The sequence below is a fragment of the Shewanella aquimarina genome (genome assembly GCF_023349185.1).
In the GTDB taxonomy this organism is placed as follows: Bacteria; Pseudomonadota; Gammaproteobacteria; order Enterobacterales; family Shewanellaceae; genus Shewanella; species Shewanella aquimarina.
This window is the reverse complement of sequence record NZ_JAKIKY010000002.1, coordinates 99,199-117,510: the sequence shown is the minus strand read 5'-3', so window position 1 is coordinate 117,510 and position 18,312 is coordinate 99,199. Positions and strand designations below refer to the sequence as shown.

Annotated in this window: 14 protein-coding genes; 6 read left to right on the top strand and 8 right to left on the bottom strand. The window is 55.6% G+C overall.

Annotation, left to right across the window (positions count from 1 at the left end):
* Positions 1 to 48 precede the first annotated feature (48 nt).
* The 4 genes from cydC to L2731_RS02635 all read right to left on the bottom strand — a co-directional run bounded on the left by cydC (position 49) and on the right by L2731_RS02635 (position 7,063).
* Entirely contained in the window at positions 49 to 1,824 is a 1,776-nt protein-coding gene (gene cydC / locus L2731_RS02650) for a heme ABC transporter ATP-binding protein/permease CydC (RefSeq protein WP_249251714.1), read from the bottom strand.
* Positions 1,824 to 3,587 carry a heme ABC transporter permease/ATP-binding protein CydD gene (gene cydD / locus L2731_RS02645; RefSeq protein ID WP_249251713.1) on the bottom strand — a complete coding sequence of 588 codons (1,764 nt, stop codon included), beginning with the start codon at positions 3,585 to 3,587 and terminating at the stop codon, positions 1,824 to 1,826. Before cydD ends, cydC begins: the two co-directional genes overlap by 1 nt.
* A 630-nt stretch (positions 3,588 to 4,217) precedes the next feature.
* The gene (locus L2731_RS02640) at positions 4,218 to 4,724 is read right to left on the bottom strand and encodes a hypothetical protein (RefSeq protein ID WP_239880305.1); all 507 of its coding nucleotides are present in this window, start codon (positions 4,722 to 4,724) and stop codon (positions 4,218 to 4,220) included.
* Positions 4,725 to 5,191: 467 nt separating this feature from the next.
* Positions 5,192 to 7,063 carry a sensor histidine kinase gene (locus tag L2731_RS02635; protein WP_249251711.1) on the bottom strand — a complete coding sequence of 624 codons (1,872 nt, stop codon included), beginning with the start codon at positions 7,061 to 7,063 and terminating at the stop codon, positions 5,192 to 5,194.
* A gap of 242 nt (positions 7,064 to 7,305) precedes the next feature.
* Here L2731_RS02635 and L2731_RS02630 point away from each other — a divergent pair, with 242 nt between their 5' ends.
* From L2731_RS02630 to nrfD, 4 genes are all read left to right on the top strand, one after another.
* Positions 7,306 to 7,905, top strand: coding sequence for a response regulator transcription factor (locus tag L2731_RS02630; protein WP_249251710.1), 600 nt, complete (start codon positions 7,306 to 7,308; stop codon positions 7,903 to 7,905).
* Between the two features lie 320 nt (positions 7,906 to 8,225).
* Entirely contained in the window at positions 8,226 to 10,508 is a 2,283-nt protein-coding gene (phsA, locus tag L2731_RS02625; protein WP_249251709.1) for a thiosulfate reductase PhsA, read from the top strand.
* A 12-nt stretch (positions 10,509 to 10,520) separates the two neighbouring features.
* Positions 10,521 to 11,093, top strand: coding sequence for a 4Fe-4S dicluster domain-containing protein (locus L2731_RS02620; RefSeq protein WP_249251708.1), 573 nt, complete (start codon positions 10,521 to 10,523; stop codon positions 11,091 to 11,093).
* A complete protein-coding gene (gene nrfD / locus L2731_RS02615) occupies positions 11,090 to 12,031 on the top strand; it encodes an NrfD/PsrC family molybdoenzyme membrane anchor subunit (RefSeq protein ID WP_249251707.1) in 942 nt (313 codons plus the stop codon). The genes L2731_RS02620 and nrfD overlap by 4 nt, the downstream gene beginning before the upstream one ends.
* An 85-nt stretch (positions 12,032 to 12,116) precedes the next feature.
* Here the strand turns inward: nrfD and L2731_RS02610 are convergent, their stop codons facing one another.
* A complete protein-coding gene (locus L2731_RS02610; RefSeq protein WP_249251706.1) occupies positions 12,117 to 12,452 on the bottom strand; it encodes a DUF3622 domain-containing protein in 336 nt (111 codons plus the stop codon).
* Between the two features lie 272 nt (positions 12,453 to 12,724).
* On the opposite strand from L2731_RS02610, the gene L2731_RS02605 reads away from it, so the two are divergent.
* Both L2731_RS02605 and L2731_RS02600 read left to right on the top strand, forming a co-directional pair.
* The gene (locus tag L2731_RS02605) at positions 12,725 to 14,212 is read left to right on the top strand and encodes a DEAD/DEAH box helicase (RefSeq protein ID WP_249251705.1); all 1,488 of its coding nucleotides are present in this window, start codon (positions 12,725 to 12,727) and stop codon (positions 14,210 to 14,212) included.
* 173 nt (positions 14,213 to 14,385) lie between these two features.
* Positions 14,386 to 14,805, top strand: a complete 420-nt coding sequence (locus tag L2731_RS02600) for a GFA family protein (protein WP_249251704.1) — start codon at positions 14,386 to 14,388, stop codon at positions 14,803 to 14,805.
* 40 nt (positions 14,806 to 14,845) lie between these two features.
* On the opposite strand, the gene ftsZ is transcribed toward L2731_RS02600, so the two are convergent.
* The 3 genes from ftsZ to L2731_RS02585 form a co-directional block, all read right to left on the bottom strand.
* The gene (gene ftsZ, locus L2731_RS02595) at positions 14,846 to 16,012 is read right to left on the bottom strand and encodes a cell division protein FtsZ (RefSeq protein WP_249251703.1); all 1,167 of its coding nucleotides are present in this window, start codon (positions 16,010 to 16,012) and stop codon (positions 14,846 to 14,848) included.
* Positions 16,013 to 16,044: 32 nt separating this feature from the next.
* On the bottom strand, positions 16,045 to 17,073 hold the full coding sequence (locus L2731_RS02590) for a helix-turn-helix transcriptional regulator (RefSeq protein ID WP_249251701.1): 1,029 nt from the start codon (positions 17,071 to 17,073) through the stop codon (positions 16,045 to 16,047).
* A 497-nt stretch (positions 17,074 to 17,570) separates the two neighbouring features.
* Positions 17,571 to 18,308, bottom strand: a complete 738-nt coding sequence (locus L2731_RS02585; RefSeq protein ID WP_160797177.1) for a hypothetical protein — start codon at positions 18,306 to 18,308, stop codon at positions 17,571 to 17,573.
* Positions 18,309 to 18,312: the final 4 nt, after the last annotated feature.

Below are 18,312 nucleotides of genomic sequence, written 5' to 3'. Positions count from 1 at the left end.
ACTGGCTTTTTTATTACCCGTCACAAGGACTCAATACTAAGTAGACGCCTAACTCAATACCCGATTCAGGCTGGCGTAGTGGGCATCCTGAGCCAGCAGGCTTTGGTGAGTGCCGCTGATGCGGATCTTGCCCGCCTCCATCAGGTGGATGCTATCCATCTTGTCCATGGCGGTCAGTCTGTGGCTTATCATCACCATGGTCTTGTCCTTGGCAAACTCCAGCAACAGCGCCATGATCTCCCGCTCTGTGCGTTGATCCAGCCCCTCGGTAGGCTCGTCCAGCAGCAATAACGGTGCGTCACGCAGCAGCGCCCTGGCCACACCGATACGACGGCGCTCACCGCCTGAGAGCTGTCTGCCGCCCTCGCCTATCCAGTTATCCAGCGGCTTGTCGCCTTGGGTTAATGTCCCTAGGCCGACACGCTGGAGAACCTCAATTAACTTGGCATCGTTGGCCTCACGCCAGGCCTTACGCTCAGCGCGGCTACCTGTTGGTGCCTGCTCAAACTGCGCCAGGGTCAGGTTATCGCGCAGGGTGCCGGCAAACAGATAGATACGCTGACTCACTACCGTCATGGCTTGGCGCAGCGCCTGCTCGCTATAGGCCTCGATCGGCCGGCCATCGAGTAGGATAGTGCCCGACTCAGGCGTCCACTCCCGGGTGATGAGCGACAGCAGGCTGGACTTACCGCAGCCAGTCTGCCCCAGCAGGGTTAGCTTCTCGCCCGGCTTCACCTCCAGGCTCAAATCGTCCAAAACTTGTTGACTCGGCTGATAGCCGAAGCTGACCCCCGCGATAGAGAGGGCGCCGCGACTCGCCGCCAGGCTAGCCTCTTCGCCATAGTCGATGCTGGGGCGACGCTCGGTGATCTCACTCACCCGCTCGGCCGCCTGCACGCAGGCCGACAGATGCTGAAAGGCGCCTGCCAGCGGCATCAACATCTCGATACAGGCCAGGGTCATAAACACTACCAGCGCCAGCAGTGGCCCTGGTGGCATCTTATCACCCACTCCATCGGCAGCGAGATAACAAAGCAGCACCAGCGCCAGGCCATGGCTTAAGATCAGCAGCGCCTGACTCAGGGCAGTCACTGCCGTCATGGTGGACTGGCTGGCAAACAATTTCGCCTGGGCGTCGTCCAGCTCGGCCCTGAAGCGCTTCTCGGCGCCAAACAGGGTCAGCTCCGCCTGGCCTTGCAGGTATTCCAGCAACAGCACCCGATACTGACGCCGGCTCTCCAGCTGGGCAATGCCCGGCCCGTGGCCCAAACGATAGAAGACCAGAGGCAACAGGAACCACAGAGTCAGCAGCACGCCGCACAGGGTCAGCGCCAGCTCACTGTCAAACCAGGAAAGAAAGCCATACAGGGCGGCGATCATCAAGAGCGAAGCCAGCAGCGGTGTTATTAACCGCAGATAGAGATGATCCAGTGTGTCGATATCGGCCACCAGGCGGTTGAGCAGATCGCCGCCGCGCAGATGGCTGAGATCCTTGGCGCTCAGTGGCATCAGCTTGCCCCAGGCCCAGGTGCGCAGCTCGGTCAGCAGGCGGAAGGTGGCCTCGTGGGTCGCCAGACGCTCGCCATAGCGGCTGGCGGTGCGGGCGATGGAGAGGAAACGCACCCCACCGGCCGGGGTGAAATAGTTAAAGGCTTGGGCAGTCACCACGCTCAGTCCCGCCACGGCGGTAGCCGACAGGAACCAGCCCGACAAAGACAAGAGGCCAATACCCGCCATCAGGGTGGTCAGGCTCAGCAGCAGCCCCACCAGCATCATCAGCCACTGGCGCTTAAACAGCTTGATAAAAGGCAGCAGGTGTTTCATTACGCCTCCTCCTGTCGATGGCACAGGTCGCTAAACAGCCCAGGCTCGGCCATCAGGGTGTGATAGTCCCCCTGCTGCACCAGCTTGCCGCCATCTAGCACCCAGATCCTGTCCATATCGATGAGGGCATCCAGGCGATGGGTCACCAGCAGACTGGTGGCGCCCTGGCGCGCATCAATAAGCGACTGCATCACCGCCGCCTCGCTGTGGCTATCTAAGCTAGCAGTCGGCTCATCGAGCACAAACAGCTTGGCCGACTGACCTAGGGCCCGTGCCAGACACAGACGTTGCGCCTGACCCACTGAAACTCCGGCGCTCTGCTCCCCTATGGGATGATCGAGTCCAAGAGGCTGTGCCCGCACAAAATCGCCGATACGGGCGCTGTCCAGCAATCTATAGATAGCTTCATCCGTCATCGCCTTGCCCATGGTGACGTTGTCGCCAATGGTGCCGTGAAACAGCTGCGGCTCCTGCCCCAGCCAGGCGAGGTGATGACGGTAGCTCTCCCTGTCTAAGCTGCGAAGCTCCATACCATTTATTAGCACACTGCCGCGATAGGATAAGAAGCCCAATAGCATGTTGAGCAGGCTGGTCTTGCCCGCCCCGCTCGGCCCGACGATGGCAAGCTGCTCGCCGCCGGTGATCTCCGCCGTTATCGGCCCCAGCAGCACCTGACCGTCTGGGCTTAATACCTCTACCCCTTGCAGCTTAATGCTCAAAGGCGTCTCGCTTGTAAAAGGCACGCGCGGAACGTCATCAGCCTCATCCCCTTGATGATTCAGCAGCTCCATCAGCGCCTCGGCGGCGCCAATGGCCTGGGCCTTGGCATGATAGTGAGTGCCCATATCCCGCAGGGGCTGATAAAACTCAGGCGCCAGAATCAACACAAACAGGCCGATAAACAGCGTCATACCCGCGCCGTAGTGGCCAAAGTCGAGATGATCTAAAAAACTAAAACCGAAATAGACGGCCAACACGGCGATAGAGACGGCGGCGAAGAACTCCAGCACCGCCGAGCTTAAGAAGGCCATGCGCAGCACCGCCATGGTGCGGCTGCGAAACTCCTCAGAGGCATTCTCGATCGCCTGCTGCTCTCGCTCACCTGCGTGGAACAGACGCAGGGTGCCAAGTCCCCTCAGCCTATCCATGAAGTGGCCGCTGAGGCGCGACAGGGCGCCAAAATTTTTGCGGTTAGCATCGGCGGCGCCCATGCCCACCAAGATCATAAACAGGGGGATCAACGGCGCGGTGCCCAGCAGAATAATCCCCGCCGCCCAGTTGATGGGAAACACCACAGCCAATATGGTCAGGGGAATGAAGCCCGCCAGCAACATCTGCGGCAGATATTTAGCATAGAAATCGTGAAGGTCTTCCACCTGCTCCAGCACTATGCTGGCCCAGCTGCCCGCCGGACGCCCCTTGATAAACACAGGCCCCAGCTCCACCAGCTTATCCAGCACACTCTGACGAATTTGACTTCGCAGCAACATTCCCGCCTTGAAGCTGATGCGCTCGCGGCCATAGGCTAGCGCGGCGCGCAGCACTATCACGCCAATCAGGGCGATAAACTCGTTGGTAAAGGCATCACGAGGCAAGTTTTCGATGATCAAACCGTGGAGCATGGTCGCCAGCAGATAGGCCTGGGCCACAAGGGCGAAGCCGGTAAACACACCAAACAACACGGTCAGATTGAGGTAGGCACCACAGGCCGATTTTTGCTGCTTAAGCCAGCGGCCGAGGACTTTTTCGAGGGTCTTATCCATTGAGCTCCGCGCGTTATCAGGCAGGGACACTAAGTTCGATGGCAAGAGTATCGCAGGCTCGAGCACAGGAATAAACCAGCGGGTGGGGAATTGTTAGTAGGCTCACAAAAATTGAGCTAGATCAAAAAAACTGGGAACTCAGTTTTTATTGAGTTTGGCTTTTAGGGTATCAGGTTTGTTGGGTTTCGATGGATCATCTACCCACTACAAACATTTAGATTAGCGGACTAGCCACTACCGAGATCAGTGTTTGAAAAGGTTTTGAAGGTCACACCTTCATGGCTATGAATTGCCTGCCGCAGGCTTATGTGCAAACACGTTTTTGGCACGCCGCAAGCACGTCCCTGTGGGCTCTACGAAATCATCCCTGATTTCGAAGGCCAAAAACGTGTTTACACTCGGTATCCAACGCCTCTTCGATTTAACCTTATCGGACAGCCTAGCTTTAAAACATTTTTGGACATTTTCGAGTTAAAGCCTTAACTCTAACTTGTAAATTTCGGATAAAATTTCTATGGGGTAACGCCGTTATAACCTGTGCCACGTATGAAGTGGCTTTTGGGGGTAAGGTGGTGTAGCCACCCCAAAAAGGCGCGGAATATGGGGCATCAGGTTGATAACCTTGTTAAGTTAATCACCCTCTGTCCCTATACCTCTTGGAGTACCAATTACAATGCCTACCTTACGTAAATCAGCCAAACTGTTTTGGTTCTTGGGTCTCGGATTATCGCACTGTTTGTAAGCAACAACCTTACTATCTTTTTCCACAAATACCCCGGCGGTACTTGCTCGAAACACATGGTTATCGCTATGAATCGTGTAAACGTACTTACCTATGCTAAACGAAAGCTCTGAAATATTGCCTTTTGCATAGCTTGAAAAAGCATACCCATATTTTGAATTTAGATCCCCATGCGATGCCGAATACTCTAACTCTACATCGCCAACCACTCCGTAGCGATACGTAAGCTCGCCTGTGTCAGGCCCAAACTCATTAGTTAGGCATACAGAAATAACTTTCCCTTTGGTCGAACATGAAAAATATACACTCTCCAACTTACCGCATAATGCTGGTTCATAGGCGAAAGTTTCAGCCGCAAAAAACAGGATTGCGAAAACGACTGCTAATTTGGACATACTTATCCCCATAGAAACTTAACATTTTATTAGTGCGCATGCGCGTTTACCTCGTTGGGCCAGTGAAAACGCGCACAGTTAACTATCTGTATACAATGAACTTATCAGCATTTTGCTAGATACACCATCTGGAAAAACGCGCAATGCGTCAAAAATAACCCAGGCTTTAGATTCGCTACTCGCACCAAATACCGCCAAATCGAAGAGACATTTAGATACGGGTGTAAGCACGCTTTTGGCTCTCGGCGGCATGGACGCCGCCGTGAAGCCCACATGGAAGTGCTCGTGGCGTGCCAAAAGAGTGCTTGCACGTCCCCCGCCGGGCAGGCGTTAGATAACAGCGAAGGTACGACCTTCAAACTCACCTGACAAATAAACATGCCGCCAAAGGCTACAACCCCGAATCAAATACCAAACTAACGCGAGATGCCAATCCCCCCGATTGAAGAAACTTATTAACTTGTTTTCTAACAAGTTCCTAAGTTTCTTGGCAAACTCAAACTCACCACGCATCCCTCCCGCCAGGGAAGATCGGCGTGATCGGCGCAGTTATCTATGGTGAACTGCCCCTTATGCTGGCGCATCACGTCGCAGCAGATGGCGAGGCCGAGGCCCAGGCCATCATCTTTGGTGGAGTAGAAGGAGGCCATGAGATCCTGCGCCTTGCCCTTGAGGCCGGGGCCATTGTCCACCAGCTTGAGGGTCGCCTGCTGGGCGCCATATTCAAGGGTCAGTAGCAGTCGCTTCTCCCTGTCGGGTTTCATCTCGGTCATCGCATCCAGGCTATTCTTAATCAGATTCACCAGCACCTGACTCAGGCCGACTGCGTCGCCAAACAGGCTGTAGGGTTCACCGCGCACCTCCTGGGTGAGGACGATGCCCTGCTGCTGAAACTCGCGGCGAAACAGCGCCAGTGTGTTGGTGACCACCTCATCTAAGGAGAGGGCTTCATATTGGGATTTACGCCGCTTGAGTAGGCCGCGGATGCGGTGCACCACGGCGCCGGCCCGTGCAGACTGGGCATTGATCTTGGCCAGCAGCTCATACAAATCTGAGTCGGCATCGCCGCGGCTGTTGAGCTGCATCATGCCCCCCTCGCTGTATTGGGTGATGGCGGCGATGGGCTGATTCAGCTCATGGGCCAGGCCCGAGCCTATCTCGCCGAGAATGGCCGCACTCTTCATCCGCTCCACCTGTAGCGCCTTATCCTTGAGCTGGCGCTCTGTGTCGATCAGAAAGTCGCTCTTCTGCCTGAACTTATACTCAAGCCAGAGGTGATAGACGGTGGACACCAGAAACAGCAACAGCAGCGCCAGGCCCCACTCCTTGTTCTTCTCCATCCATTTGAGCACAGTGTAGTGCAGTGGCGGCGGTGGCGCCTTGAGTTGCAGTTCCTTAAACAGCTTGATCACCTTGAGCTGACTGATGGGCGCCGTCCAGCCCAAGGTCTTGGCCTGAATGGCGGCGGGATGGTCCGGCCCCAGAGCATAGAGGGCCTGGGTGATCTTCTGGGTGATGGCCGGCGGCACGGTATCGGCGGCGGCAAAGGACCAGTTGGGGTAGAGCTGAGTACTCACCAGACACTCGTAGCCCGCCGGCATGGTGGGGTGGATCACCCTGAAATCCTCCTTCTTCACCAGGCCGTCCTGAATCATCTCCTCCAGGGTGCAGAAGGGGGTGATGGCCGCATCGACCGTGCCGTCGCGCACCTGATAGACGATAGGCTCCAGGGGAAAGCCCAGGAAGCGCAGCGATCCGAAGTAGTTCTCCGGGTTGTAACCCATCTTATGCAGCAGGCCGATGGCGGCCTGATAGCCCCCCAAGGCCTGAGGATCGCTGGCCACCAGGTGTTTGCCTTCGAGATCCTTGAGGGTGTAGATCTGGCTGTCGGCGCGCACTATGATGGTGGAGCCGATGGCAAAGGTGGCGCCGCCATGCATATGGCTCTTCATGGTCGCCAGCCAAGAGAGGGGGAAGTTGCTGCTGAGATTAAAGTATTGCCCCGGGTTGGTGACGATAAACTGCAGTTCATGCTCCAGCAGCTGGCGGCTCATCTCGTCGAAATCCACCGGCACCACCTCGAAATGTGTGCCCGGCACCTCCTGCGACAGGTAGTCCATCATGGGCTGCCAGCGCTCTATCCCCTTCTGCACCCCGTGATTGGCCAGCACCCCGACCCTGAGATGCACGAGGTCCGTCTTGTCGCTAATCGAGGCATCGACTATCGCATCGCCTATCTCATTGGCGCTCTCGCTAGCCAAGACGTTGCCGACCTGCAGCAGACAGAAAGGCAAAAAGAGGCAGATCAGCGCGCCCTTGAGCCGCCCTACGCCCTCCATACAACACTTTGCAAGTGCAAATCCCAATCGCCCTATCATCGCTCGCCCAATCACTGAGTTAAGCCTACTACTCTAGGCAAGAAAGCCGCGATTTGATGTGAGGCGGTGCAAACATCCCCTTGTGTCTCCATCAGAAAATTATCATTTAGTGATCTGTCTCAAAGGCCCAAATGCCCCTTTTGCCAGCCTCAAATAGAGGCGCTAGGCTAGATGCAACCCAAGGCTAACGACCGACTTAAGCTATGCCGCAATCCACGCCGCAACCTATGCCCCTCTATCTGGTGGACGATGACGAAGCCGTCCTCGACTCCCTCAGCTTCATGCTGCGCCAGTTCGGCTATGAGATGACCACCTTCGTCTCTGGACTGCGCTTCTTAGAAGAGGTGGATCTGAGCCAGCCTGGCTGCGTCATCCTCGACAGCCGTATGCCGGCCATCAGCGGTCAGGCGCTGCAACAAGAGCTGCTGACCAAGCAGAGCCCCCTGGGGATCATCTTCCTCACCGGCCATGGCGACCTGCCCATGGCGGTCAATGCCTTTCGTCAGGGCGCCTGCGACTTCTTTCAGAAGCCGGTATCGGGCCAGGCATTAGCGGCCGCCATCGACAAGAGCATGCTCCATAGCCAGAAGGCCTTCGAGGCACTGCAGCTGAGTCACAACCTAGCCACCCTGAGCGATCGCGAGCACCAGGTGCTTGAGCTGCTTATCCAGGGCAAGACCAACAAGCAGCTCTCCGAGGCGCTGTTCTTGTCCCTGCGTACCATAGAGGTACACAGATCCAACGTGATGAAGAAGCTCAAGGTGCACAACCTGGCTGAGTTAGCCAAGTACAGCCAGATTTAACAACAAACCTACAATAAAAACAGATAACTAGATTGAATTAAGACCTGCCTTTGTTGCGGGTCAGCTCCATCCCACTAGGCCTAAACCTAAAGCCTTAGCCCCTAAAATCCTTCACGATCCCCTGTGAATCGAGGTCACATTTTTTTCACATCTCAGACCAAAAAAACTGCGCCAGATCACGCGCGCCCCGCCTATGTGGTTTACCACAATACCCCTGATTTTTATAGGGGATAACAATGGACTCAGACCTCCTGCGGGAGGGAACAAAAACCAATAACAGTGTGTGATTTCATCTGCTCAGGCAGATGAAGGAGGAAACCATGATAGAGCTTGATAGACGAACGTTTATTAAGGGTGCCGGTGCAGGGGGAGCAAGCTGTGCGCTGGCAACATTATTACCCGGTTCGCTGGCTGCGCTGGAACAGAAACCCCTACAGGGTATGGGCAAGGAAGTCGCCAGCATCTGTGAGATGTGCTCGACACGTTGCCCCATCTCGGCGCGGGTCGTCGATGGCAAGAATGTGTTTATCCAGGGCAATAGCGCCGCCAAGTCCTTCGGCGGCAAGGTGTGCGCCCGTGGCGGTGCAGGTCACAGCCTGCTGTACGATCCACAGCGTATCGTTAAACCGCTACGCCGGGTGGGCGAGCGCGGCGAAGGCAAATGGGAAGAGATCAGCTGGCAAGAGGCCTATAAGACGATCGCTCACAAGCTTAACGACATCAAGCAGCAACATGGCCCAGAGGCCGTTGCCTTCTCCTCCAAGTCCGGCTCATTGTCGGGACACCTGTTCCACCTGGGCAAGGCCTTCGGCTCACCCAACACCTTCACCCACGCCTCCACCTGCCCCGGTGGCTATGTGATCGCCGCCAAGGCAATGTTTGGCACTAAGGTGAAGCGCGACCTAAGTAACTCCAAGTACATCATCAACTTCGGTCACAATCTCTATGAAGGGATCAACATGTCCGAAACCCGCGGCCTGATGAAGGCGCAGATGAGCAAGGGCGCCAAGTTGGTGGTGTTCGAGCCGCGCTTCTCAATTGTGGCCGACAAGGCCGACGAGTGGTTTGCCATACGTCCGGGTACCGATGTCACCGTCGCGTTGGCCCTGTGCCATGTGCTGATCTACGACAACCTCTACGATCAGGCCTTCATCGAGCACCACGTGGAAGGTTTCGATGCCTTCGCCAAGGAGGTTAAAGCCTATACCCCAGAGTGGGCCGAGGGGATCAGCGACGTGCCCGCCAAGGATATTCGCCGTATCGCCCACGAGTTTGCCGCCAAGGCGCCTCACGCCGTGGTGGATTTCGGTCACCGCGCCACCTTCACCCCGGAAGAGTTTGAGATGCGCCGCGCCCTGTTTGCCGCCAACGTGTTGATCGGCAACATAGAGCGCAAGGGCGGCCTCTACCTGGGTAAGAAGGCCAAGACCTACAACAAGTTTGCCGGCGACAAGGTCGCCCCAGGCCTGGGCAAGCCAGGCGTCGAAGGCATGCCTAAGCCTGCGGCCAAGCGTATCGACCAGGTGGATGAGCAGTACGCCATGATGTGGTCATCCGGCGGTATCTATCAGACCATTCTCGATGCCACCCTCAAGGCCCAGCCCTATCAGCTCAGGGCCTGGGTGATGAGCCGCACCAACCCTATGCAGACCATGACAGACAGGGCCCTGGTGGTCGAGACTCTGAAGAAGCTGGACTTTGTGGTCAGCTGCGACGTCTACATCAGTGAGACCGCCGCCTATGCCGATATCATCTTGCCCGAGTCCACCTATCTGGAGCGGGACGAAGAGATCGCCGACAAGTCGGGCAAGAGCCCGGCCTACTATGTGCGCCAACGTGTGGTCGAGACCATAGGCGACACTAAGCCAAGCTGGCAGATCTTTAAAGAATTAGGCCACGAGATGGGTCTGGGCCAATACTTCCCTTGGGAGAACATGGAGAGCCTGCAGTTGCTGCAGCTGGATCGCGACATGGCCCGCTTCAACGAGATCAAGCAGAAGGGTTATGTCAGCTACGGCAAGCCGCTGATGCTGCGCGAACCTGCCATGGTAGCCGCATTCGTCAAGCAATACCCCAATGCCAAGCCCACAGATGACGACGGCACCTATGCCAGCGCCATGAGCTTCAAGACCCCGAGCGGCAAGATAGAACTCAGCTCAGACAAGGTCGAGAAGATGGCCGCCGGTCGCGGGGTGATCAAGTATCGCGAGGTCAAACTCAAGCAGGATAACGAGCTCTATTTCATCCAGGGCAAGGTCGCGGTGCACACCAATGGTGCCACCCATAACGTGCCTATGCTGGCCAACCTGATGTCTGACAACGGCGTGTGGATCCACCCAGTTACCGCAGGACGCCTCGGCATCAATAGCGGCGATAAGATCCGCCTCACCAGCAGCGTCGGCAGCGAAGAGGGTACCGCACTGGTCACCCCAGGTATTCGCCAGGATACGGTGTTCGCCTACATGGGCTTTGGCTCGAAAAACAAAGAACTCGCCAGAGCGACCGGCAAGGGCGTTCACTGCGGCAACCTGCTGCCCAACGCGACCGCACCCGTCTGCGGCATGAATATCCACACTACTGGCATCACGCTAGCGAAGATCTAATAGGAGTCCAGTATGAGTAAAAGATATGTAATGGTGCACGACGAGAATCGCTGCATCGGCTGTCAGGCCTGTAGCGTCGCCTGTCGCAGCGAAAACGGTACTCCAGAGGGAGTTACCCGTCTGCAAGTGCGGGTCGAAGGCCCGTTCGGCGATGCCCCGCACCTGCACTTTAAATATAACCGTGTCTCCTGTCAGCAGTGTGAGAACGCGCCCTGCGTTACCGTGTGCCCCACAGGCGCTGCCTATGTGGGCGAGGACGGCCTAGTCTCCATCAAGGAAGACAAGTGCGTCGGCTGTATGTACTGTGTGGCAGCCTGCCCCTACAAGGTGCGTTTCATCAACCCGGAAACCAAGGCGGCCGACAAGTGTAACTTCTGTAAGGACACCCGCCTGGCGCGGGGCGAACAGCCCGCCTGTGTCACTGTGTGCCCAACCGATGCGCTGACCTTTGGCGATGCCAACGATCCGAGCAGCGAGGTGGCCAAACTCATCAACACCAAAGCGACCTATCAGGAGAAGACCCATCTGGGGACTAAGCCTAGGGTCTATCGCATTCCAACTAAACGCGGGGGGATACAGTCATGAACAATACCTGGGGCGATATGGCGCAATATGATCCAGTCACCTGGAACTGGGTAATCGCAGTCTACCTGTTTATGGCCGGCCTCTCGGCAGGCTCGATTCTGATCGGCATAGGACTGCGCTGGTACAGCAAGGAGAAGGCGCTAGAGAGCGCCATTCTCAAGTCGGCGGCCATCATCAGTCCGCTGGCGATCATCATAGGCCTGGCCTGTCTGGTGTTTGACTTGACCAAGCCATTTGATTTCTGGCTGATCCTGGTCAACTACAACTTCAGCTCTGTCATGTCCATCGGTGTGCTGGCGCTGCTGCTCTACTCGCCCATAGGCATCGCCTACTCCCTGATAGTGCTGAGAGACGAGCTGAGTCAGTGGCAGCTGGGCTTCCTGGTACCAGTGGCCGATGCCCTGATGCCGATGAGAAAGGCGATCGAGGTCGTGCTGTTTGTATTGGCGATAGGTGTGGGCGCTTACACCGGCTTCCTCATCTCGGCGATGAACGCCTACCCACTGCTGAACACGGCAGTACTGCCTGCGCTCTTCCTTGTGTCTGGCCTGTCAGCCGGGGCGGCGGCCAACGCCATCGGCGCACTGCTGATGTTTAACACCCATCCCCATGACGCCAACCTGAGCAAGATGCATGGTTTGGAGCTGCCGGTGATGCTGAGCGAGCTGATGTTCCTCTTCATGCTGTTCTGCGCGCTTTACTTCAAGGGCGGTGCGGCCGCGGCGGCGCTGGCATCGATCACCACGGGTGTCTGGGCCAGTGTGTTCTGGGTCGGCGTGGTCGGTATCGGCTTTGCTATCCCACTGTTGACCATGCTGATGCCATCACAGACCCGCCACAGCAAGGGCATGATGATCGCCGTGGCCTGCTGTAGCCTCACCGGGGTGTTGGCCCTGAGACACTTTGTGATCTACGCGGGTCAGAGCTACATCAGCTAATCCCTTTCCACCTAACGCAAAAAGCCCAGCAGATGCTGGGCTTTTTTATCAGAAGAATTCGCGATTACTCGTCGTCTTCGTCCCGTTATTCGTCGTCTTCGTCGAAGTAGTCTTCATCGAAATCGCTGTCGCCTGCTGCGTCACGCTCGGCGCGCCATTTCTCGGCGGCGGCTTCTTTAGCCGCAGCGGCCTCGTTGCGTTCGGTGCGTTGCTTGGCGCGGCGCTCATTACGCACCATCAGGTTGTCGACTATGCCTTTAAGGGTCTCTTCGCCCCAGGCGGTCGCCTCGGCTTCGCTGGCAAAACCGGATTTTGCCTTGGTCACGCCTATCTTACGCGCCGTCATGCGACGGGTGACTTCAGCAGTCCAGCTGCCTTCGACTTCGCTCACGCGAAGACCGTATTTCTTGTTTTGTGCCATGTTAATTTCCTAATTCGATCTTCGAGTGCAAACTTGCCGCTCATTGAGGGAAACAGCGGTCCAATATACCACTGTCGTCAGAAAGGCGGCTATTGTAGTCTCCTCTGGATAAAACTCAATCATTAGCGCGCACAATTTGCGAAAAAGTTGCCCCTTTCAGCTAAGCATAACTGGCGAATTCGATAGCACTTTGCTATCGCTTAATGTAAGCTGCACGCCCGCCAGCCCGCTGGCACCCAATTATGCGCCATCGTCGCCCAAGAGATCCCTCTATGAGTTTTTCCTCCCTAGGTTTATCCGCCCCCATTTTAACGGCCGTCACAGACAAAGGTTATCAGACCCCTTCGCCCATTCAGGCTCAGGCTATCCCTGCGGTATTGTCTGGCAAAGACGTGATGGCGGCGGCGCAAACCGGGACAGGCAAGACGGCGGGCTTCACCCTGCCGCTGCTGGAGCTGCTCAGCCAGGGCCCTCGCGCCCGCAACAAGCAAGTACGCGCCCTGGTGCTGACCCCAACCCGTGAGCTGGCCGCTCAGGTCGCCGAGAGTGTCACCACCTATGGTAAGCACCTGCCGCTGCGCAGCGCCGTGGTATTCGGTGGTGTCGGCATAGGGCCGCAGATCAGCCGTCTCCAACGCGGTGTCGACATTCTGGTGGCGACCCCGGGTCGATTGCTGGATCTCTATCAGCAACAGGCACTCAGCTTCAGCCAGCTGGAGATACTAGTACTGGATGAGGCCGATCGCATGCTGGACATGGGCTTTATTCACGACATCAAGAAGATCCTTGCTATCTTACCGCCCAAGCGACAGAACCTGATGTTCTCCGCCACCTTCTCCGATGAGATCCGCACTCTGGCCAAGGGGCTGGTACACAACCCGGTAGAGGTCTCGGTCACTCCGCGCAACAGCACGGCCAACACAGTCGCCCAGCTGATCTGTCCGGTAGACAAGAGCAAGAAGTCGGCGGCGCTGGTAAAACTCATCCAGCAGGGTGACTGGCAGCAGGTGCTGGTATTTAGCCGTACCAAGCATGGTGCCAACCGCTTGGCCAAGGCCCTGGACGCCAAGGGGATCACCGCCGCGGCCATCCACGGCAACAAGAGTCAAGGGGCCCGCACTAAGGCGCTGGCCAACTTCAAGTCGGGCGAGATCCGCGTATTGGTGGCAACCGACATCGCCGCCCGAGGCCTGGATATCGACCAGCTGCCTCAAGTCGTCAACTTCGACCTGCCAAACGTGCCCGAAGATTATGTGCACAGAATCGGCCGCACCGGCCGCGCTGGTGCCGATGGTAAGGCGATCTCCCTGGTGAGCGACGAAGAAGCCAAGCTGCTGGCCGATATCGAGCGTCTGATTGGTAAGAACCTACCGCGCACCCTGGTAGAGGGCCTAGAGCCGAGCCACACGCTACCCGAGACAGATCTGACGCCAAAGCGCCACGGCCAGCACAAGGGACCGCGTAATCCTAAGCCTAAAAGCAACAGCCAACGCAGCAGCAATCGCTCAGGCAACGGTCAGGGTTCAGACAAGGCTGGCCAGCCTCGCCGCGGCGATCAAGCTCAGGGCAACAAAGAGGGTCAGGGCCGTCGCCGAACAGGCGCAAGTACTGGCACGAGCAAGCCTACTAGCGAAGGTCAACAAGCGCAAAACCAAGCGCAAAACCAAGGCAAGCAGGAGCACAGGGACGGCAACGCCCCAGCACGCCGCCGCAGACGTCGTCGACCGAGCCAGGGCGCGCCTAAACCGGCCACTAATTAGTCGAGCTAGCACTTAACAACGAACGCCTAAAAGCCTGTCATCCGACAGGCTTTTTCATATCCCCACCTAAGCATTTAGTTGCGATAGGATGGGCTCGGCATTGACTTATCGGGACGATTTACCGACATTAGCCCATAAACAGCAAGGGGCCTTTAGCGAATAAGGAGCCGGACATGACGACACAGAACGATCAGTATTTACAAGGCGGTTGCCTGTGCGGCGCACTGCGTTACAAGGTGTCGGCGCAGCCGTTTGATAGCGATTACTGCCACTGCAGCCAGTGCCAGAAGAGTACCGGCGCCATGGCCGCCTGCTGGATGGATTTTAAGGCCGACCAGGTCACTTGGCTCCAAGGTTCGCCCAAGGAATACGCCTCATCAGACAGCATACGTCGTGGCTTTTGCCAGCAGTGCGGCACCAGCATCAGCTATCGCAGTACCGACTACCCAGATTACTACACCCTGAGCATCGCCAGCCTGGACGATCCCAACACCGTCGCCCCCAGATATCATATCTACACGGACAATCAACCCGACTGGCTCAAGATTGACGACGACCTACCCAAATACCGCCAGAGCCGCAGCGAAGGGTAACCTTAATTACACTCTTCCCGATCTAAGATGGTTATCTATGTTAACTCAGCCGACTACTGGACTTATCTAACATCACACGTTTTCTTAGCCCCTTGGGGCGAATACAGCTGGGAATGTCGTAAACCTCAGGACTTATCGCATGGCTCGCCTCTTCCTGCTGCTGGGGCTCTCCCCGCTCCTTGAGGAAGTCTGTGATATTGAGTAGATCGGCGTTGTTGAAACGCTCATTAGGCATAGACACCTCACTGGCTCCCGGCATACCTGTGGCGATCACCATTATCTCTAACTCGCATTCCAGGTCGGGCACTATCGAGAGCCCTATGATCACCTGGGCCTGGCTGCCGAGATGCTGATGCACCAAGTCGCCTATGGCATGGTATTGATTAAGCTCGACCGCTTCGGTTGCCACCACGCTGACGATGGCGCCCTTAGCCTTGGACAGCTCCATTTCCTCCAGCAGTGGATTGTTGAGGGCCTGGGATACGGTATCGGCTAAAGTCTCCCTGCCCTGCTGCCTGGCAACGCCCATGGCCGCGCGCCCTTGATGGCTGATCACGGTAACGAAATCATTAAGATCGATATTGATAAGCCCTGACTGACTGATGGTCACCGTCAGCCCCTGCAATACATCCTGCAGAACCCGGTTACTCTGATTAAAGGCATTTATCAGGGTGATCTTCTCATCCAGCATGGCGACCAGCTTGTCATTGGGTAGCACAATCAGGCTATTAGCCTGCTCCGACAGTTTCTCGACCCCTTGCTGGGCAACGTGTTTACGCTGCTCGCCCTCGAAGACAAAGGGGGTGGTGACCACGGCTACCAGTGGCTTACCCAGCTGCTTCACCAAGGATGCGATAAACGGCATAGCTCCTGTGCCTGTACCGCCCCCCATGCCACCCGTGATGAATACCAGATCGGCATTCTCAACCAACTCATTGATCGCCTGCTCCGACTCCTTCGCGGCGGCCAATCCTTTCTCTGGGTTGGCCCCCGCCCCCAGGCCGCGAGTGCTCTGTTCTCCTATCTGTAGGCGACTGGTGCACTGGGCGCTGGCAAGGGACTGAGCATCGGTATTAACCGCCACCAGCTGAACTGAATCATTGAGCTCGGCCTGACAGAGCTGATTGATGGTGTTGCAGCCACAGCCGCCAACACCGACAACCAAGATCTTAGGAAGATAACCGCCTTGGGGAATGAGATCGAACATGGTAAAGCCTCCACTTGATGACTCTACCTAGCTTACCCCGCGGCTGCGACAAGCCCCGTCGCAGCAGTTTGATATTGTTGACTCAGTTTGCTACTTAGGCGGGAAAAATGGGCTCTAAGCTTAGGCGGTCCCACCACCTCGACGCTATCGGCCATCTCCCACAGGAAGGCCTTAAGCCTGGGGGTATCTTTCACCCTGGCCTGCACCAAATAGCGGCCATCACTCAGACGCTCAACGCGCTGATCGGCCGCGAGTTTGGCTTGCCTGAGGATAAAGTTGGCCGAGGGGGAGAACAGCAACTCTATGTCAATCATTTCAGGATGGCGCACCCCATCATGCAAGGCCTCGGCGAAGTTCTCCCGGGTCACCACTGGGGTATCCAGCAGGCGCACGTGACGGACAGAGTCTATGGGTCTGGCGTAGAGCTTGGTGTGAAAGCTGCCAATGGTAAACACCAGCAAGGCCACACCATCGGTGATCTTTATCCCCTGTAAATTTATCGGCGAATAGTCCACCCAGTGTACCTTATCCTTGATGAAACGCTTTAGCTGGCAGGCGATCTGACGCTTCTGCAGCAGGGCCTCCTGCACCGTTTCCAGCACCTCTGGGTCTTGTTCGATATGCATCAGGGGCAAGGGCTCGGGCAGCTGGGCCACGCGGCAGGCCCAATAGAGCCAGGATCTGTCCGAGTCGCTGCCCAGCACCTGATCGGCACGCTCGAAATAGGGCGCCAACTGCTTGAGGCTACCGGGTGGCAATAGCTGGCGGGCGTTGTGTTTCAAGGTAAAAAACGCCAGCGCCACATGACGATCCATCAGGGTGAGGTTCATCCCCTGCCAGCAGGCGGCAACCGACCAGCCGAAGGGCTTGCATCTGTCGTCCATCTCCAGGCCGAACAACCCCATCTCATACATGGCCTTGAGCTCTCGCTGCACAGTGCGCAGCCCCACATCGAAACCTAAGTCGCTGAGTCGTTCGGTGATTCTATTGGCCGTGATCTTTCTCGGATGCCTGGGAATAAGCTCGAGCATCTTAAGTTGGCGCTGGATATTGGTTTGCATTCAGAGTTCCCTTGATGAGCAATATCAACAGCATACTACTCACCTGCGACAAAATCTGTCGCAGCGATTCGCTTTACTCCATAAATGTCAGAGCAAGGGGCAAATGTTGATCTTTCCCATGTCAAAATAGGTCAGATATAAAGGAGCTACCTTAAGTGTAGGTACAGCTGAGAGGTGTTTTCAGATGCTTTCAATTGGTTAGATTTAGCTGACTTTACTATTTGAAATGGGCATTTCGAACCATGGCTACATGGTGAATCAATTGCCTGCCGCAGGCTTTATGTGCAAACACGTTTTTGGCACGCCACTAGCACTTCCCTGTGGGCTCTACGAAATCATCCCTGATTTCGAAGGCCAAAAACGTGTTTACACCAGTACCTATCGTCTCTTCGATTGAACGTTAATTGTGTGGCTAGCATCATCAAACAAAGATTAACGCTAAAAAAGAGGCGGCATATTCCTATCCCGACTACTTCCGGGTAAACTTTAATTCCTTATTACGTTTTCTTAATCCAGCCAACAAACTTCTTTCCTGGGTACAGTTCCTTTGCCACCTCTCGGAATGATTGAATCATTTTATCCAGTGTGTCACTTGTCTTATATACATGTTCGTACATATTTTCAGCACCATTAATGGCTCCCTCGAACAATCTTTCCCCAAGTTTTTCTTGAAACTCTGCTAGAGGTAAAGGACGACCGTTCAATGCGTAATGACTCAATGCTGGTTGTATTTCTCCAACATAGAATTCATTTCGTATCTCAATAGCTCGCATTGCTTGCCTAAATCGATCTTGCTCTAATGAAAGTTCCATAAGAAAGTTGGCCTTATCAAAATCTACCAAGAATGATAATTCGTTGACCTCAATCTTCAACTCATCATATGGTGCAGGAACCATTGCAGGTAGAGAAAAGGCTCGGTCAAAAGGACGTTCGTATTTATCCATACTGGCCTTCATGTTTTCAATGGCATTATACTTACGAATTAGGATGAATAATGCCCAATTAAGCGCTGAAACCCTCCTTTGTTCTTCGGATAGTCGGTCTTGATAACTTTTTAGTTTAAACGCTGAATAAGCACCAGCAAATCCACCAACACCGACTGTAAAGAACTTAATCACAAAATCATAATTCTTTGGCAGCACAGACTCCTCGATTGCAACACCTGTCAAATACCACAAATTAAGCAACCCAATGGCTAAAAGAAATCCATATAGTTCAGGTTGATAGTCCTTCATTATT

What these genes read in the sequence shown, in the direction of transcription:
- cydC (WP_249251714.1), bottom strand. Translation starts at nt 1,824, where the DNA reads ATGAAACACCTGCTGCCTTTTATCAAGCTGTTTAAGCGCCAGTGGCTG.
- cydD (WP_249251713.1), bottom strand. Translation starts at nt 3,587, where the DNA reads ATGGATAAGACCCTCGAAAAAGTCCTCGGCCGCTGGCTTAAGCAGCAA.
- L2731_RS02640 (WP_239880305.1), bottom strand. Translation starts at nt 4,724, where the DNA reads ATGTCCAAATTAGCAGTCGTTTTCGCAATCCTGTTTTTTGCGGCTGAA.
- L2731_RS02635 (WP_249251711.1), bottom strand. Translation starts at nt 7,063, where the DNA reads ATGGAGGGCGTAGGGCGGCTCAAGGGCGCGCTGATCTGCCTCTTTTTG.
- L2731_RS02630 (WP_249251710.1), top strand. Translation starts at nt 7,306, where the DNA reads ATGCCGCAATCCACGCCGCAACCTATGCCCCTCTATCTGGTGGACGAT.
- phsA (WP_249251709.1), top strand. Translation starts at nt 8,226, where the DNA reads ATGATAGAGCTTGATAGACGAACGTTTATTAAGGGTGCCGGTGCAGGG.
- L2731_RS02620 (WP_249251708.1), top strand. Translation starts at nt 10,521, where the DNA reads ATGAGTAAAAGATATGTAATGGTGCACGACGAGAATCGCTGCATCGGC.
- nrfD (WP_249251707.1), top strand. Translation starts at nt 11,090, where the DNA reads ATGAACAATACCTGGGGCGATATGGCGCAATATGATCCAGTCACCTGG.
- L2731_RS02610 (WP_249251706.1), bottom strand. Translation starts at nt 12,452, where the DNA reads ATGGCACAAAACAAGAAATACGGTCTTCGCGTGAGCGAAGTCGAAGGC.
- L2731_RS02605 (WP_249251705.1), top strand. Translation starts at nt 12,725, where the DNA reads ATGAGTTTTTCCTCCCTAGGTTTATCCGCCCCCATTTTAACGGCCGTC.
- L2731_RS02600 (WP_249251704.1), top strand. Translation starts at nt 14,386, where the DNA reads ATGACGACACAGAACGATCAGTATTTACAAGGCGGTTGCCTGTGCGGC.
- ftsZ (WP_249251703.1), bottom strand. Translation starts at nt 16,012, where the DNA reads ATGTTCGATCTCATTCCCCAAGGCGGTTATCTTCCTAAGATCTTGGTT.
- L2731_RS02590 (WP_249251701.1), bottom strand. Translation starts at nt 17,073, where the DNA reads ATGCAAACCAATATCCAGCGCCAACTTAAGATGCTCGAGCTTATTCCC.
- L2731_RS02585 (WP_160797177.1), bottom strand. Translation starts at nt 18,308, where the DNA reads ATGAAGGACTATCAACCTGAACTATATGGATTTCTTTTAGCCATTGGG.